14 protein-coding genes and 5 tRNA genes are annotated in these 17,502 nt (G+C 31.2%); 3 read left to right on the top strand and 16 right to left on the bottom strand.

Annotation, left to right across the window (positions count from 1 at the left end):
• Nucleotides 1-24: 24 nt before the first annotated feature.
• Nucleotides 25-654 carry a helix-turn-helix transcriptional regulator gene (locus CCANL266_RS00295; protein WP_172229717.1) on the top strand — a complete coding sequence of 210 codons (630 nt, stop codon included), beginning with the start codon at nucleotides 25-27 and terminating at the stop codon, nucleotides 652-654.
• Nucleotides 655-865: 211 nt separating this feature from the next.
• Nucleotides 866-2,167 (top strand): C4-dicarboxylate transporter DcuC, encoded by a 1,302-nt coding sequence (gene dcuC / locus CCANL266_RS00290; RefSeq protein WP_172229714.1) that lies wholly within the window; start codon nucleotides 866-868, stop codon nucleotides 2,165-2,167.
• A 39-nt stretch (nucleotides 2,168-2,206) separates the two neighbouring features.
• On the opposite strand, the gene tpx is transcribed toward dcuC, so the two are convergent.
• The 16 genes from tpx to CCANL266_RS00210 all read right to left on the bottom strand — a co-directional run bounded on the left by tpx (nucleotide 2,207) and on the right by CCANL266_RS00210 (nucleotide 16,601).
• Complete coding sequence (gene tpx / locus CCANL266_RS00285) at nucleotides 2,207-2,680, bottom strand: thiol peroxidase (protein ID WP_172229709.1); 474 nt, start codon at nucleotides 2,678-2,680, stop codon at nucleotides 2,207-2,209.
• Nucleotides 2,681-2,850: 170 nt separating this feature from the next.
• Complete coding sequence (gene rpoC, locus CCANL266_RS00280) at nucleotides 2,851-7,389, bottom strand: DNA-directed RNA polymerase subunit beta' (protein WP_172229706.1); 4,539 nt, start codon at nucleotides 7,387-7,389, stop codon at nucleotides 2,851-2,853.
• Complete coding sequence (gene rpoB / locus CCANL266_RS00275) at nucleotides 7,382-11,512, bottom strand: DNA-directed RNA polymerase subunit beta (RefSeq protein ID WP_172229704.1); 4,131 nt, start codon at nucleotides 11,510-11,512, stop codon at nucleotides 7,382-7,384. Before rpoB ends, rpoC begins: the two co-directional genes overlap by 8 nt.
• A 91-nt stretch (nucleotides 11,513-11,603) precedes the next feature.
• Nucleotides 11,604-11,978: a 50S ribosomal protein L7/L12 gene (gene rplL, locus CCANL266_RS00270; protein ID WP_172229702.1), complete on the bottom strand. Its 375-nt coding sequence runs from the start codon at nucleotides 11,976-11,978 to the stop codon at nucleotides 11,604-11,606.
• Between the two features lie 3 nt (nucleotides 11,979-11,981).
• Entirely contained in the window at nucleotides 11,982-12,464 is a 483-nt protein-coding gene (gene rplJ / locus CCANL266_RS00265) for a 50S ribosomal protein L10 (RefSeq protein ID WP_172229700.1), read from the bottom strand.
• Nucleotides 12,465-12,643: 179 nt separating this feature from the next.
• Nucleotides 12,644-13,345, bottom strand: a complete 702-nt coding sequence (gene rplA, locus CCANL266_RS00260; RefSeq protein ID WP_172229698.1) for a 50S ribosomal protein L1 — start codon at nucleotides 13,343-13,345, stop codon at nucleotides 12,644-12,646.
• A 61-nt stretch (nucleotides 13,346-13,406) separates the two neighbouring features.
• Entirely contained in the window at nucleotides 13,407-13,832 is a 426-nt protein-coding gene (rplK, locus tag CCANL266_RS00255; RefSeq protein WP_172229696.1) for a 50S ribosomal protein L11, read from the bottom strand.
• A 15-nt stretch (nucleotides 13,833-13,847) separates the two neighbouring features.
• On the bottom strand, nucleotides 13,848-14,381 hold the full coding sequence (gene nusG / locus CCANL266_RS00250) for a transcription termination/antitermination protein NusG (protein ID WP_172229694.1): 534 nt from the start codon (nucleotides 14,379-14,381) through the stop codon (nucleotides 13,848-13,850).
• A 12-nt stretch (nucleotides 14,382-14,393) separates the two neighbouring features.
• On the bottom strand, nucleotides 14,394-14,573 hold the full coding sequence (gene secE, locus CCANL266_RS00245; protein ID WP_172229692.1) for a preprotein translocase subunit SecE: 180 nt from the start codon (nucleotides 14,571-14,573) through the stop codon (nucleotides 14,394-14,396).
• 15 nt (nucleotides 14,574-14,588) lie between these two features.
• Nucleotides 14,589-14,664, bottom strand: a tRNA-Trp gene (locus CCANL266_RS00240).
• Between the two features lie 3 nt (nucleotides 14,665-14,667).
• Nucleotides 14,668-14,826 carry a 50S ribosomal protein L33 gene (rpmG, locus tag CCANL266_RS00235; RefSeq protein WP_172229690.1) on the bottom strand — a complete coding sequence of 53 codons (159 nt, stop codon included), beginning with the start codon at nucleotides 14,824-14,826 and terminating at the stop codon, nucleotides 14,668-14,670.
• A gap of 48 nt (nucleotides 14,827-14,874) precedes the next feature.
• Nucleotides 14,875-16,074 (bottom strand): elongation factor Tu, encoded by a 1,200-nt coding sequence (tuf, locus tag CCANL266_RS00230; protein WP_172229688.1) that lies wholly within the window; start codon nucleotides 16,072-16,074, stop codon nucleotides 14,875-14,877.
• Nucleotides 16,075-16,142: 68 nt separating this feature from the next.
• Nucleotides 16,143-16,217: transfer RNA gene (locus tag CCANL266_RS00225), tRNA-Thr, on the bottom strand.
• A gap of 97 nt (nucleotides 16,218-16,314) precedes the next feature.
• A tRNA-Gly gene (locus CCANL266_RS00220) sits at nucleotides 16,315-16,391 on the bottom strand.
• Nucleotides 16,392-16,394: 3 nt separating this feature from the next.
• Nucleotides 16,395-16,479: transfer RNA gene (locus CCANL266_RS00215), tRNA-Tyr, on the bottom strand.
• A gap of 46 nt (nucleotides 16,480-16,525) precedes the next feature.
• A tRNA-Thr gene (locus CCANL266_RS00210) sits at nucleotides 16,526-16,601 on the bottom strand.
• A gap of 184 nt (nucleotides 16,602-16,785) precedes the next feature.
• Here CCANL266_RS00210 and yaaA point away from each other — a divergent pair.
• Entirely contained in the window at nucleotides 16,786-17,502 is a 717-nt protein-coding gene (gene yaaA / locus CCANL266_RS00205; RefSeq protein WP_172229685.1) for a peroxide stress protein YaaA, read from the top strand.

Here is a 17,502-nt window from a genome sequence, read left to right as displayed (position 1 = left end):
TTAAGTAAAAACTAAGGGTGTATTATGAATAAACAAACAAAAGCAGATTATATAAAATTAGTTCATTTTTTAGCTCAAGCGCTTGGTAAAGATTATGAAATAGTTTTGCACGATATTACAGAAGATGGTGTTAGTATTGCTGAAATTGTAAATAATCACATCAGTGGAAGAAGTATTAATTCGCCTATTACAGGATTCGCCCTAGAATTACTAAATAAAAAAATTTATGAAGAAAGAGACTTTTTAAGCAATTATAAAGCAAGTGCTAGTGGAAAAAACATAAAAGGCAGTACTTTTTTTATAAAAGAAAACAACAAACTAAGCGGAATGCTTTGTATAAATTATGATAAAAGCAGGATTGAAAACATAGCAGCCCAGCTTTTAAACAACGATAGCATTAATGAAGAATACGCTTATGAAGAAGTGTTAAGCTTGGATTTAAACGAACTTATTTTAGAGCTAACAGGTCTTAGTATAAATGAAATTAAAACTACGAATTTAAAACCAAAGCAAAGGCAAGATATAGTAGATAAAATCTATGAAAAAGGTATTTTTAATATTAAAGGTTCAATTACTCAAATTGCTTCTTTGCTTAACTTATCAGAATCAAGCATTTATCGCTGTATAAATAAATCAAAACAAAAATTCTCTTAATTTATTGCCTTTTTTATATTATCTAATGTAAAAAAGGCTAATAAGTCTATTTTAGTTACCTTTTGTAACACAAATTTAATAATTTAACTTATATTTTATCTTTTACCTGCTTTATTGCTTTAATATTTAACATTTTAATTCTTTTCTAGTTAGAATTAAAGATTAAGAAATTTTAATTTTTTAAATATTTTATTAATAAAAAGGATATATTATGTCTATATTTCAAAACATTTTAGGGCTAATTACAATTATTGCTATGATTGTTTTATTAGTTAAAAAATATGAAAGTAGAATGGTTTTATTTTCTTGCGGATTTTTCCTTTGCGTTGTTGCATTTAAGCCTTTTGATGCTTTTAATGCCTTTTCAACCGCTATGAAAAATGCAAAAGTTATTGAACCTATTGTGGCTTCTATGGGCTTTGCTTATGTTTTAAAATTAACCGAATGCGATAAGCATTTAGTTTATGCGCTTTCAAAGGTTTTAAAATTTGCAAATGGTGCTATGCTTGTATTTGGCGCTGTTATAATTACTGCTATTATTAATATTTCTATCACAAGTTCAAGTGGTTGCTCTGCTGCTGTTGGAGCGATTATTATTCCTTTTTTAATGAGAATGGGAGTTCATCCTGCTATTTCTGCTTGTACTGTGTTTTTAGGAACTTATGGAAGTGCGAATTTAAACCCTGGTTATGCACAAACAATTATCGTTGCTGATGTTTCAAAAAGTAGCGTTATTGATGTTATTCATTATGAGGCAATTTATTTTGGAATTAGTGCTTTAATTTGTGCTAGTTTGCTTAGCTTGGTTGCTGTATTTTTAAAAGAACACAAAGGCTATGTAGCTCAAGATTTAGCAAACGATGCGAATTTTAAAGTAAATGCTATTAAGGCAATTATTCCTGTTATACCTGTTGCTATTTTAATAATTAGCCATATTCAAGGCGTAAAAGATTATTATGAACAAATTTTTTCAAATAAAATGCCTGATATTAAAATCTCTTATGCAATGATTTTTGGTTCTTTTTTAGCCTTTTTAGTTTGTATGAAAAATGTAAAAAGTGCTGATATTGTAAAAAAATTCTTTGCTGGAATGGGTGAAGGTTTTGCTCATGTTTATGGGATTATTACTTGTGCTTTAATCTTTGTTGCTGGACTTAAGGCTATTGGCTTTGTTAATGAACTTATTGAATTAATGAAGGCAAATCCAAACATAGCTAGTTTTGCAGGAAATACAGGTACTTTTATTTTAGCATTAATTACTGGAAGTGGCGATGCTGCTGCTTTAAGCTTTAATCAAGCAGTTACAATTCACGCAAATGATTTTGGGATTGAGCCTATGCATTTAGGTTCGGCAATTACTGCTGTTGCTGGTCTTGGAAGAAGTATGAGCCCTATTGCTGGTGCTGCTATTATTTGTGCTGGATATGCTAAAGTTAATCCTATTGAACTAGCTAAAAGAAATGCCATTCCAACTATAGTTGCTTCAATAGTTTATGTATTAATTACTTTATAAAATTAAACTAAAAAGCCTTTTTTAAAAAGGCTTTTAAAATTATAATGCTTGTGCTAAGGCATCAAAGTTAGGTAATTCTGTAATCTCGCTGCAGATTTCGCTATAAACAATTTTTCCTGCTTTTTGAACAAAAACCGCTCTTGCAAGTAAGCCATTTAAAGCGCCTTCAGTAATTAAACAGCCGTAATTTTTAGCAAAATCAGCATATCTAAAATCACTTACTGGAATAATGTTTTCTAAACCTTCAGCAGTGCAAAATCTACCCATTGCAAATGGTAAATCTTTACTTACAACATAAATAGGCATTCCTAAAGCATTTGCTCTTTCGTTAAATTCTCTTGCTTCTTTTGCGCATACGCCTGTGTCAATACTTGGTAAGCAAATAATAATCGCATCTTTATTTAAATCTACTTCACTTAAATCTTTTGCTACTACTTTGGTTGATTTTACACTATCGCCAACCTTAATTGCATCAGTAATTTCTACTGGATTAGCTTTAAAATTTACTTTCATAAAAAACTCCTTTTTTAAAATAGGATAAAATTATTCCTAATTTTTATAAATAAGCAGTAAAAAAGTTGTAATTATATTTAAAATAAAATGTAAGCAATTTTTATAAAAAATTAAAAACTCGTTAAAGTTAAAAAATAATAAAAATTCTGCTAAAAATAGCAGAATTTTATTTAGTCGTTTTTGCGGATATTTAGATTTTTACGAGCGTATAAGCCTGTACCAACTGGAATCATTCTACCTAAAACAACATTTTCTTTTAGGTCTTCTAAGTAATCAATTCTTCCTGTAACACTTGCTTCTGTTAAAACCTTAGTTGTTTCTTGGAAAGATGCAGCTGAAATTATACTATCACTATTTACAGAAGCTCTTGTAACACCAGTTAGTTTTGGTTCAGCAATAGCAGGTGCTCCACCGTATTTCATAATATTTTCATTTTCTTCAGCAAAACGGCGGCGTGATACAACATCACCTGCAATAAACTTAGTATCCCCACTATCAATAATGGTTACTTGTCTTAACATTTGTGAAATAATAATTTCAATATGTTTATCAGAAATTGCAACGCCTTGTCCTGAATAAACTTGTTGAATTTCACTAATTAAATAATGATGCAATGCTTTTTCACCTAAAATTCTTAAAACATCAGAACTTGTAACAACACCATCAGTTAATTTTTCACCAGCATGAACCATTTCTCCATCTCTTACTTGGATTTGGCTATGGCGGTCAATGATATGCTCTATACTATCCCCATTTGCTGTTTCAATAAAGATTGTTTGCTTTAATTTAGAACTATTAGAAATTCTTACAATTCCATCTACTTCAGCTAAAGTTGCAGGATTTTTAACCTTTCTAACTTCAAACAATTCTGTAACTCTTGGAAGACCACCTGTAATATCCTTTGACTTTGTAGCAGCTTTTGGAGTTTTTGCTAATAATTGTGCTTGAGTAACCTTATCTCCATCATTTACATAAATAACAGTTTTAGATTCTAATTGATATCTAATCATTTCTCCATTTGCCTTAGTTAAAACAATAGCAGGTTTTAAACCAGCAGCTAAGTATTCATTTACAACTAAAGAAGATTTTCCTGTTAATTCATCGGTTTGCTCCTCAACACTTAAGCCGCTTTCAATATCTACAAAGCTAACCTTTCCTTCAAATTCAGCGATAATAGGGTTATTGTATGGGTCCCATTGAGCTAAAATCTTGCTTTCTTTACTTGCATCGCTAATAATAATTGTATTTACATCATCAACACTTTCTTTACTTGCGAACTCAATTTTAGATTTTCTTGGAATGTAATGTCTTATTGTCTCACGATTATTCTCATCAGAAATAATCACAAACATACCTTTTTCATTAATAATATGTCCTTTTTTAATATTGTCAATTTTTTCTAGACCATCGCTTTTTTGTATGTAATAATTTAGCTTACCTACTGCACCTGCTTTAATGTCTTGTGCTATTGGCGCACCATCTTCAATTAATAATTCACTTGCGTATGGAATACGGCGTGGAATATTGTAATCTTCTTTAATTACTTCAACTATACTTTCGTTTTCAATTACTTTTTCACCTTCTTTGTATGGTAAATGTAATTTTCCTTGAATATTTCCACTTACACCTGCAAGCTCATTAACTTTTGCAACATCGTGGCGGCGTAATGTGTATTTTGCTTCTTTTTTGCCTGATTTAATGCTAATAATCACATCTTCGTGAGAATATACATAGCTAATTTCTCCATCAAATGGAGCTTTAATTTTAGGCTCAACTAGTAAAATACTTGCATTTCTACGATTAGCAACTATATTTTTACCTTCATCATTTTTATAAGTTTGCACATTGTAATATCTTATAAAACCTTCTTGTTTAATTTCAATTTGTCTATCTTGCATATCAGTAGTTGCAGTACCACCACTGTGGAATGTTCTAAGCGTTAGCTGAGTTCCTGGTTCACCGATTGATTGAGCTGATATAATACCAACTGCTTCACCAACTTTAACTAATTTGCTTTCAGCAAGTGAAATTCCATAACACTTAGAGCAAATACCTTTTTTAGCCTTGCAAGTAATTGGTGTTCTAATGCTAACTGATTTAATATTGCTTTGAATTACGCTTTTTGCTTTTTCTTCATCAATTAAAGTACCTTCAGTAAATAAAATTTCATTACTAATTGGGTCAATAATATCATCAGCTAAAACACGACCAATAATTCTATCATACAAGCTCTCAACCACTGCACCATCGGCGTTAATTTCACTAACTTCAATACCTTCGTGAGTGCCACAATCGTGCATTGTAATTTTTACATTTTGCGCAACATCAATTAATTTTCTTGTTAAATATCCTGCACTAGCTGTTTTTAAAGCTGTATCTGCAAGACCCTTTCTTGCTCCGTGAGTTGAAATAAAGTATTCAAGCACATTCAAACCTTCTTTAAAGTTTGAAGTAATTGGTGTTTCAATAATAGAGCCATCAGGCTTAGCCATAAGTCCTCTCATCGCTGCAAGCTGTGAAATTTGACCTGTTGAACCTCTTGCTCCACTATCTGCCATCATATAAATTGAATTAAATCCCGCCTTATCATTCTTCATTAATTCAATCATATTTTTTGATAGTGTATTGTTTGTATTCTTCCAAATATCAATAATTTTATTATATCTTTCACTAGCGGTAATTAAACCTTGATTGTAAGAATTTTGAATATCTCTAACCTTTGATTTTGCACCTTCAATATCCATTGATTTTTCATCAGGAACAATAATATCTGCTATTGAAATTGAAATACCAGCTTTAGTTGCATATTCAAAACCTAAATTCTTTAAGTTATCTAAAAACGATGCGCTAACTTCTAAACCACCATTTTTATACACATAATCAACTAAGGCGCCGATATCTTTTTTCTTAAGTGTTTTATTCCATAAATGTTCAGGAACAAAAGAAGGTAAAATTGATTTTATAATTAATCTACCTGCTGTTGTTTTTACGATTTTTCCATCAATTAAAGTCTTAATACTTGCGTGAATATCAAGAGAATTTGTTTGCATTGCTATTAAAACTTCATCAACACCTGTACAAATCTTATTTGCACCCTTAGCATCTTTTTTCTCTAATGATAGATAATAAATACCTAAAACCATATCTTGAGAAGGAACAGTAATAGCCTTTCCACTAGCTGGTAATAAAATATTCATTGAGCTTAACATTAAGATTTTACATTCTGCTATTGCTTCTTGTGAAAGTGGAACATGCACTGCCATTTGGTCCCCATCAAAGTCTGCGTTAAAGGCTGCACAAACAAGAGGGTGTAATTGAATTGCTTTGCCTTCTACTAAAACTGGATGAAAAGCTTGAATTGATAGCTTATGCAAAGTTGGCGCACGGTTTAGCATAACAGGATGGTCTTTTACAACCTCTTGTAAGCATTCCCACACTTCATTTGTTTTATCAGCAATCATTTTATTAGCTTGTTTTACTGTGGTTGCAAAACCTCTTTCTTCAAGTTTAGCTAATAAGTGTGGTTTAAATAATTCTAATGCCATTTGTTTTGGTAAACCACATTGGTCCATTCTAAGTTTTGGTCCAACAACAATTACACTACGACCTGAAAAATCAACCCTTTTACCAAGTAAGTTTTGTCTAAAACGACCTTGCTTACCTTTGATAATTTCTGTTAAAGATTTTAATGTTCTTTTATTTGCACCTTTTGCTGCACCGCTTTGTTTTTTAGCATTATCAAATAAAGAATCTACCGCTTCTTGTAGCATTCTTTTTTCGTTTCTAATAATAATTTCAGGCGCATCAAGCTCAAGCAATCTTTTCAAACGAGAATTTCTATTTATTACACGGCGATACAAATCATTAACATCTGAAACTGCAAATTTTCCACCATCTAAAGCTACTAAAGGTCTTAAATCAGGCGGTAAAACAGGTAAAACTGTTATCATCATCCATTCAGGACGATTACCATCTTGATTTTGATTACTTGTTAAAAAGCTTTCAACTACTTTTAGTTTCTTTACTAAAGCTGGTTTTTTAGATTTTGGAGCATTTTCACAAGCTTCTTTTAATTCATTTACCATTTCTACCAAATCAAGTTCAGCTAGTAAATCACGGATTACTTCTCCACCCATTCTAGCTTTAAAGCCTGTATCTTCATATCTTTCATTTATATTTTGATATTGTTCTTCGCTTATAACACTATATTTTGCTAATTTTTTATTATCATCATAAACTGTATTACCAGCTTCTCCAACCTCTTCAACAATATAAGCTTCATAATATAAAACTCTATTTAAATCCTTTGTTGAAATATCAAGCAAGGTGCTAATTCTTGCAGGAATTGCATTTGAATACCAAGTATGTGCAACTGGGGTTACTAAATCAATATGCCCCATTCTTGTTCTTCTTACCTTGCTAGTTGTTACTTCAACTCCACATTTTTCGCATTTAACGCCTTTAAAACGCATTTTTTTATACTTACCGCATAAGCACTCATAATCACGAACAGGTCCAAAAATTTTAGCACAAAAAAGCCCATCTCTTTCAGGCTTTAATGTTCTATAATTAATAGTTTCAGGTTTTTTTACTTCTCCGTGTGACCAAGCACGAATAACCTCTGGACTTGCTATTTTAAAACCAATGGCATCAAATTGATTTGGTTTTTCTTCTTCACTTAATTTTATTTTTGTGTATTGCTTATTCATTGTCATTTTCCTCTTTGTATATCTCAACATCTAAACCAAGAGACTTTAACTCGTTTGTAAGAACGAAGAATGTCTCAGGAATTCCCGCACTTGTAACATTTTCTCCTTTTGCTAAAGCCTTATAAGCATTAAATCTACCATCAACATCATCAGATTTTATAGTAAGCATTTCTCTTAAAGTATGAGCAGCTCCATAAGCTTCTAAAGCCCAAACTTCCATTTCTCCAAATCTTTGACCACCAAATAAAGCCTTACCTCCAACTGGTTGTTGAGTTACAAGACTGTATGGGCCTGTACTTCTTGCATGCACTTTTTCATCTACTAAGTGGTGTAGCTTTAACATATACATAACACCAACATTTACACGCTCTTTCATTTTTTCACCTGTTCTACCGTCATAAAGCTCAGTTTTGCCATCAGCATCAATCTTAGCCATTTCAAATAATTTTTTAAATTCTTCTGCGGTAACACCTTCAAAAACAGGGGCACCAAACTTAACACCCTTGCTCCAATCTCTTGCGTGTCTAATAAATTCTTCATCGCTCATATCTTTAAGATACACTTTTGCATCCATTAGTCTTGAAATATCGCAAATATCTATCATTTTTTGGCGTAGTTCTTTTATAAAATCTTTTCTTTTTGCATCAAAAATTTCTTGAATTTGCTCACCTAATCTTAAACCAACTAAACCTAGATGACTTTCTAAAATCTGTCCAATATTCATACGGCTTGGAACGCCAAGTGGGTTTAAAACAATATCAACATGGCGACCATTTGGTAAGTATGGCATATCAACTTCAGGAACAATGCAAGAAACAATACCTTTATTTCCGTGACGACCTGCCATTTTATCTCCAACTTTTAGCTTTCTTTTTGTAGCCACATAAACTTTTACAAGTTTTACTATGCCATTTTGTAAAATATCATCTTTTTCAATTATTTCTTTTTTCTCATCGTGCTCTTGCTTTAAGCGTTTTTTCTCATTTTGGAAATAATTCTTTAAATTCTCATAGTATTTTTTAACATCTTTTGAATAAGCATCTATTATATTGCCTAAATAAAATCTATTTAAATTTTCTAAATCTTCTTCTTTAACTAAATCGCCTTTTTTATAAGCAACATTGTTAATTACTTGGTCTTTTGATAGCGGTGTGGTTTTTAATAAAGAACAAATCTTAAGGTTTTCTTCTCTATCCATCATTAATAATCTATCATGATAATCTTTTTCTAATACTAAAATTTCTGATTCTTGTGCAGCTGTTGCTCTTGCATCTTTTTCATGACCTTTTTTTGTAAATACTTTAACATCAACTACAACACCTTCTAAACTAGCACCTGCATAAAGAGATTTATTTACTACGTGACCTGCTTTTTCACCAAAAATTGCTCTTAATAATCTTTCTTCAGGTGTTGGCTTAACTTCTCCTTTTGGAGAAACTTTACCAACTAAAATCATACCTGGTTTAATATGGGTTCCAATTCTAACAATTCCACTTTCATCTAAATGAGCGATTTCTTCATCTTTAACATTTGGAATATCTCTTGTGATTTCTTCCACTCCGTCTTTTAATTCTCTTGCTTCAATTTCTTTTTCATAAATATGTACGCTTGTAAATGCATCTTCACGAATCATCTTTTCGCTCATTACAATAGCATCTTCGTAATTGTAACCATTCCAAGGCATAAAGGCAATTAAAGCATTTTTACCAATAGCAAGCTCACCTTGATCCATAGATGGACCATCAGCAATTACTTGTCCTGCTTTAATAATATCTCCTTGTTTTACTATTGGGCGTTGAGAAAAGGTTGTGTTCTGATTAGTTCTTAAATTTTTCTCAAGTTTATAATGGTCTATAAATAAGCCTTCGTTATCTTCGCCTAAAATAAAGATATTTTGAGCATCAACTTTTTCAACCTTACCACCACGAGTAGCCTTAATAGCCTCCCACGCATCTCTTGCAACAACTTTTTCCATACCTGTTCCAACTATCGGTGCTATTGTTGTTAATAATGGCACTGCTTGACGCTGCATATTTGAACCCATTAAAGCACGGTTTGCATCGTTATGCTCTAAGAATGGAATCAATGAAGCAGCAAGACCAACTATTGCACCAGAAGTAAGGTCAATTAAACCTATATCTTCTCTTTTTGCTAATATTGTTTCTCCATCAATTCTTGCTTCTAATAAATCATCTATAATATTGCCGTTTTCATCTACCTTAGTTGAAGCTGGAGCGATACAAATTCCTTCTTCTTGAGTTGCTGTAAGATATACTATTTCGCTTGAAATTTTACCATCAACAACCTTTCTATAAGGCGCTTCAACAAAACCTAAATCATTAACCTTTGCATAAGTTGAAAGAGAGTTGATAAGACCAATATTTTGACCTTCTGGAGTTTCAACTGGGCAAATTCTTCCATAGTGTGTTGTATGTACATCTCTTGCCTCAAAAGAAGCTCTTTCTTTAACTAAACCACCTTCTCCTAAAGCCGATAAACGACGCTTATGTGTAACTTCACTTAAAGGGTTTGTTTGGTCCATAAATTGTGAAAGCTGACCACCTGTAAAGAAATCCATTAAGGTACTTGTAATCATTTTTGAATTTAATAAATCACTTGGCATTAATTCATCAATTGGAGTGCTAATTGAGCTTAATTTATCTTTAATACCCTTTTGAATTTTTGCAAAGCCAACATGCATTTCATTTGTTAAAAGCTCTCCGATTGCTCTAATTCTTCTGTTTCCTAAATGGTCTCTATCATCTAAAAAGCCTTTACCTGATTTAATTTTGTAAAGATGTTGAATTGTTTTTACAATATCTTCTCTTGTTAAAACTGTAATATATTCTGGAGTGTTTAAACCTAATTTATGGTTCATTTTCATACGACCAACCTTAGTCATATCGTATCTTTCAGGATTAAATAACATATCAAGAATATAAGTTCTTGCAGCTTCAAGAACGATAGGATCGCCTGGTCTTAAAACTCTAAATATCTTTGCAATAGCAAATTCTTCTTCGGTTTCAAAATTTTCACTTCTTTTAAATGATTTAAACAAATCAGACTCATTTTGCAGTGTTTTAAGCATTGAATCATCAATATTTAAACCAACATCGTTAGCGATTTCAAAATCAACACCATTATTTAATAAGTCTATTAATTTATCTCCGTCTAAAGTTGTTAAAGTATCAAATAACAATTCTCCTGTATTCTTATCAAATACTGGTTTAGCAAGTTGTCTATTTGATAAAATTTCAACAGGATATTCAACTAATTTTATGCCTTGTTCTTCAATTTCTTTAATTTTTTTCTTATTTAGTTTTTTTCCTGCTTCAACAACTAAATTACCTTTTTCATCAATTAAATCAAACTCAATTCTATCACTAAGCATTTGAGTGCTAAATTTTGTATAGAATTTATGTTTTTTTAATGTAATTGTTTGAATTGGATAAAATAATTGAATAATATCTTCTTTGCTATATCCTAGAGCTTTTAATAATAATGTAGCTTGGAATTTTCTTCTTTTATTTATTCTAGCGTATAAAATATTTTTGCTATCAAATTCAAAATACAACCAAGCACCACGGTCAGGTATAATTTGGCTTGAATATAAAAGCTTTCCGTTTTCTTCTAATTCTTTAAAAATAACACCTGGACTTCTGTGTAACTGATTTACAACTACTCTTTCAACACCATTAATGATAAAAGACACTCTATCAGTCATAAGCGGAATATCTCTTATGGTGATATCTTGTTCTTTAATATCTTTAATACCTATTTTTTCACCTGTTTTCTCATCTTTTTCATAAATATTTAAGCGAATTTTTGCTCTTAAATTTGCTGCGTAAGTAAGCCCTCTTTCCATACATTCTCTGATTGTATATTTTGGCTTTACAAATTCACAAGAAACATATTCTAAAGATAATCTGTTTTGGCTATCGCTAACAGGAAAAAATGATTTAAAAACTTTTTCTATACCACTTTCACTATTTTCATTACCGATATTTAAAAAATAATCAAAACTCTTTTGTTGTAATTGTAAAAGATTTGGAATTTCTATTTGTTGTGGAACGTTAGAAAAATCCACCCTTAATCTATTTCCTGAATGTAAGCTATTTAACATAAAATTTCCTTAATTAAGTTTTGAAAGAATAGTTTTACCTAAAATTAGGCACATAAAAAAATTATAGCCCTTAATTAAAGGGCTATTAAAATTACTTAAGTTCAACCTTAGCACCAGCTTCTTCAAGTTGCTTTTTAGCTTCTTCAGCTTCTGCTTTGCTCATACCTTCTTTTAATGTTGATGGAGTTCCTTCAACTGCATCTTTTGCTTCTTTTAAGCCAAGACCTGTTAAAGCACGAACTACTTTAATAACATTAATTTTATTAGCACCAGCGTCAGCTAAAACTAAGTTAAATTCTGTTTTTTCTTCTTCAGCTGCTGCGCCACCTGCAACTGCGCCACCTGCAACCATTACAGGAGCAGCAGAAACACCAAATTTTTCTTCAAATTCTTTAACTAATTCAGATAGTTCAAGAACACTTAAATTTGAAATATAATTTAATACATCTTCTTTAGTAATTGCCATTTTTTATCCTTCTTTTTCTTTTTTTTCTTTTAAAGCATTAAGACCGATTGTGAAATTTTGAATCGGCGCATTCCAAACTTGCAATAACATTGCAAGCAACTCTTCACGAGATGGCATTTTAGATAGTGCGATAATTTTATTCTTATCACTAACTTCACCATCAATGTGACCAAACTTAACTTCAAACGCATCGTTTGTTTCAGCAAATTTTGCAGCAACTTTAGTAACAGTTAAAGCGTCTTCGCCCCAAAGATAAATATTAGTATCTTTAAGCTCAAGACCTGATTTTTGTGCATTTTGCATAGCAATATTAGCTAAAGTATTTTTAATAACTTCAACTTTTACACCAGCATTTCTAGCATTGTCACGTAGAACTTCAAGTTTTTTTGTAATTAAACCCTTGTAATTGCACACAACAATTGCATTAGAATTATTAAATTCATCAGAAAGTCGTGCTATTAATTCTTGCTTTTGGCTTCTTGTCATCTTCTCTCCTTTCCGACTTGATTTAAGCAGAGCGATAAAAATATCAATTAAGTTATACAACCTCGGCTATCACAAATCAAATTTTTATTTAAATTCTCAAAAAAAAACTTAGATAAAAATTTAAAAAAAGCTACTTTGTAACATAAAAATATTACAAAATAGCTAACAAGTAATAAAAATTATTTTAAATCAATTAATTCTTGAGTTTCAAGTTTTAAACTAGGACTCATAGTTAAGCTTAAAGCTGCACTTTTAATATATCTTCCTTTAGCAGCAGCTGGCTTATGCTTATTAATAGCCTTTACAAAAGTGCTAATATTATCTAATAATTGCTCTTTAGAAAAACTTACTTTGCCAAGACCTGCGTGAATATTTCCTTGTTTATCAACACGGAAATTTACTTGACCGCTTTTTGCATTATTAACAGCTTGAGCAACATCCATTGTAACTGTTCCAGTTTTTGGATTTGGCATTAAACCTTTTGGACCTAAAATTCTACCTACTTTACCAACAAGACCCATTAAGTTTGGAGTTGCGATTAAAACATCAAAATTCATATTTCCTTTTTGAATTTCTTCAATTAAATCATCATCACCAACTATATCAGCACCTGCTTTTTTTGCTTCATCAGCTTTAACATCTTTAGCAATTACAGCCACACGAACTTTTTTACCAGTACCTGCAGGTAATACAACCGAACCTCTTACCATTTGATCAGCATGTCTTGGGTCAACATTAAGTTTTAAAGCAATTTCAACTGTTTCATCAAATTTTGCTGAAGCTAATTTTTTAACTACTTCAACACCTTCTTGTAAATTATATTCTTTTGTTACATCTATATTTTTTAATAATTCTTGTATTCTTTTTGCTTTTTTAGCCATATTTTTCTCCGCATTTTTTTATTAAAGTGCTACCGCCTATAAACCTTGGCGGTAAAGGTTATTAATCTACTACTTCAACTCCCATTGATCTAGCAGAACCAGCGATAATTTTTGCAGCTTGTTCTCTATCTTTAGTATTTAAATCTGCAATTTTTTTATCAACTATTTCTAAAATCTGTGCTTTTGTTAATTTACCAACCTTATTTTTTAGAGGATTATCAGTTCCTTTAGAAATTCCAGCAGCTTTTTTAATTAAATCTGTAGCTGGTGGTTGCTTTGTTATAAATGTAAAGCTCTTATCTGCATAAACTGTGATAACAACAGGAATATTAAAACCTGCCATATCTTTTGTTCTTTCATTAAATGCTTTACAAAATTCCATAATATTAACACCTTGTTGTCCTAACGCAGGTCCTACTGGTGGTGATGGGTTTGCTTTAGTAGCAGCTATTTGAAGCTTAATTTCACCTACAACTTTTTTAGCCATAACTTTTCTCCTTAATTAAATAATTTTTTCTACTTGAGAGTATAAAATTTCAACTGGGGTGCTTCTACCAAAAATAGAAACATTCAATTTTAATGTACCCCTACTCATATCATATTCTTCAACTATTCCAGTAAAATTAGCAAATGAACCTTCAATAATTCTAACACTTTCACCATTCTCAAAATTAATTTTTGGTCTTGGAGCTTTTTTAACATTTGCTTTTTCTAAAATTAGTTTTACATCTTTTTCGCTAAGTGGAGTTGGCTTTTTAGATTCACCGATAAATCTACCAACTTTAGGTAATTTTTGTATTCTATGCCACAGTTCAATATCTAAATCAATGTTAGCAAACACATAGCTTGAATATAAGCATCTAGCTACTATTTTTTGTTTTCCATTTTTTCCTGTTTCTATAACATCTTCAGTAGGAACTAATATGTCAAGCAACCTATCACTTATACCTAAATCAAATACTAGTTTTTGTATAGCTCTTTTAACAGCCATTTCAGAACCAGCATAAGTTTGTATTGCATACCATTTATGATTCATAACTAAACCTTATTATAAAATTTTACTCAATGAAAAAGACGCAACCAAATCAATCAAAAGTAAAAATAATGCTATAACAGATACAACCACAACCACAGTTAAAAAAGCGTTTCTAACTTGCATCTTTGTTGGGAAAAATACCTTAGCTAACTCTAATTTTGATTCTTTGAAATAATTTTTTATTTTTTCCATCTTTTAACCTTTGTTTGGCAGGGCAAGAGGGATTCGAACCCCCAACCATCGGATTTGGAATCCGGCGCTCTACCGTTGGAGCTATTGCCCTATATTAACTTTTTAATTTTACTTCTTTATGTAAAGTATGTTTTCTTAATCTTGGGCAATACTTCTTTAATTCTAATTTTTCAGTTGTATTCTTAGAATTTTTAAAAGTGCTGTAATTGATATCACCTGTTTCTTCACACTTTAAACCTATTTTAATTCTCATTTTTTTGCCTTTCTATTTTAAATTGAGAGCATAAAAGCTCTCAATAAATTATTTAATAATTTTTGAAACAACCCCAGAACCAACAGTTCTACCACCTTCACGGATAGCAAAACGAGTTCCTTCTTCAAGTGCAACTGGTTGAATTAATGATACTGTAATTCTTACGTTATCACCTGGCATAACCATTTCAGTACCTTCTGCTAATTGAATTGAACCTGTAACGTCTGTTGTTCTAACATAAAATTGTGGTCTATAGTTATTAAAGAATGGAGTATGTCTACCACCTTCTTCTTTAGTTAAGATATAAACTTCAGCTTCAAAGTCTGTATGTGGAGTAATGGTTTTTGGTTTAGCAAGAACCATACCACGAATAACATCTTCTTTTTTAGTTCCACGTAGTAATACACCAACGTTATCACCAGCTTCACCTTGATCCATTTCTTTTCTAAACATTTCAACACCAGTTACTGTTGTTGTTTGAGTGTCTCTAATACCAACGATTTCAATTGTATCACCAACTTTTACAATACCTTTTTCAATTCTACCAGTAACAACTGTACCACGACCTGAAATTGAGAAAACATCTTCAATTGGCATTAAGAAATCTTTATCTGTATCACGAGTTGGAGTTGGAATATAACTATCAACTTGTGCCATTAATTCTAAAATTTTTGCTGACCATTCGCCATCTTTACCTGCTTTTGCTTCTTCTAAAGCTTGTAAAGCTGAACCTGCAACGATTGGAGTATCATCGCCTGGGAAATCATAAGAGCTTAATAATTCTCTAATTTCCATTTCAACTAATTCTAATAATTCAGCATCATCAACCATATCAGCTTTGTTCATAAATACAACAATGTATGGAACACCAACTTGGCGTGATAGTAGAATGTGCTCTCTTGTTTGTGGCATTGGGCCATCTGCAGCAGAAACAACTAAGATTGCTCCGTCCATTTGTGCAGCACCTGTAATCATATTTTTAACATAGTCTGCGTGACCTGGGCAGTCAACGTGTGCATAGTGGCGGTTTTCTGTCTCATATTCAATATGAGAAGTAGCAATTGTAATACCTCTTTCTTTTTCTTCTGGAGCGTTATCGATATTATCATAATCTTTAAGCTCAGCAAGACCTCTTCTTGATAATACTGCTGAAATTGCAGCTGTTAATGTAGTTTTACCATGATCAACGTGACCAATAGTACCAATATTTACGTGTGGTTTATTACGAGAAAACTTTTCTTTTGCCATAAGGCGCCTCCTAAGTAAATTTAAAAACCTTCATATTCTAATCTATTATCACTAATTAATGTTTAAACTGGAGCTCATAGCGGGACTTGAACCCGCGACCTCTCCCTTACCAAGGGAGTGCTCTACCTCTGAGCCATACGAGCGCTCAGAAAATAATGATATAGACACCTAACATAACTAAAATTATTTTGGAAAAACTAACGAAGCAATAATACAGCTCCCAGTTCTTTCAAAAAAAGTTGGAGCGGGAAACGAGACTCGAACTCGCGACCCTCAGCTTGGAAGGCTGATGCTCTAGCCAACTGAGCTATTCCCGCAAATGGTGGTGAGTCGTGGATTCGAACCACGGAAGGCAAAGCCAGCAGATTTACAGTCTGCCCTCGTTGGCCACTTGAGTAACTCACCTTATTTTGAAAAATACTTTCTTGACTCTGGTCAAACACTGCTAAAATGGAGCTGGTTAAGGGACTTGAACCCCCGACCTGCTGCTTACAAGGCAGCTGCTCTACCAACTGAGCTAAACCAGCAAAAATAATATAATTTGATTTAAAAAGCGTGTATCATATTATAAATTTTATTTTTTGTCAAGAATTTTTTTAAAAAAAATAAAAAAAATATAAAAAAACATAATTTTAACACTAAAATATAGCAATGTTTGAGCTAATATTTTATAGTAAAAAAAAGATTTTTATATTAAAAAAAGGATTTGTAATGAAAATATTATTTTCCCCAAGCGAAGAAAAAGCTAATTTAAATCACATTGATTTTAAAAATTTTGATGAAATATTTTTTGATATTAATTTTTCTATTAAATGTGATGCGAGAAATGTTATTATTAAAGACTATCTTAGTTTTTTTCCTAATAATTTAGAACATATTTTTGCTACTAAAAACACAGAAAAAATCCTAAATTCTTTTTCAAAAAGTAAAATTCAAGCAATTAGATTATATCAAGGTGTAAGCTATAAAGCTTTGAGTTTTGATAGTTTAAATAAGATTGAACAAGAATATTTGCTAGATAAAACAATTATTTTTTCTAATTTATTTGGCTGCTTAAGAGCTTATGATGAAATACCTTTTTATAAATTAAAACAAGGTGTAAAAACTAATCTAAATATAGCAAAATTATACAAAGAACAAACAAGTATGCAAATAGATGAGCTAATAAAAGATTTTTGCATAGATTTAAGAGCAAGTTTTTACAATGATTTTTATGATACAAACATAAAAAGTTATAATTTTATTTTTAAACAAAACGATAAGGTTTTATCTCATAGTAGCAAACTTTACAGAGGTAAATTGCTAAGACTAATAGCACAAAAACAAATTCAAAACGAAGATGAATTAACCGAACTTATAAAAAATAACTTTAAAATACAAAGCTATATTACTAAAAAAAATAAAAATATTTTTACAATAGAAGTTTAA

The organism is Campylobacter canadensis (genome assembly GCF_013177655.1).
GTDB classification, from domain to species: Bacteria; Campylobacterota; Campylobacteria; order Campylobacterales; family Campylobacteraceae; genus Campylobacter_E; species Campylobacter_E canadensis.
The sequence above is the reverse complement of the archived record's forward strand: the minus strand, read 5'-3'. Positions and strand labels throughout refer to the sequence as shown.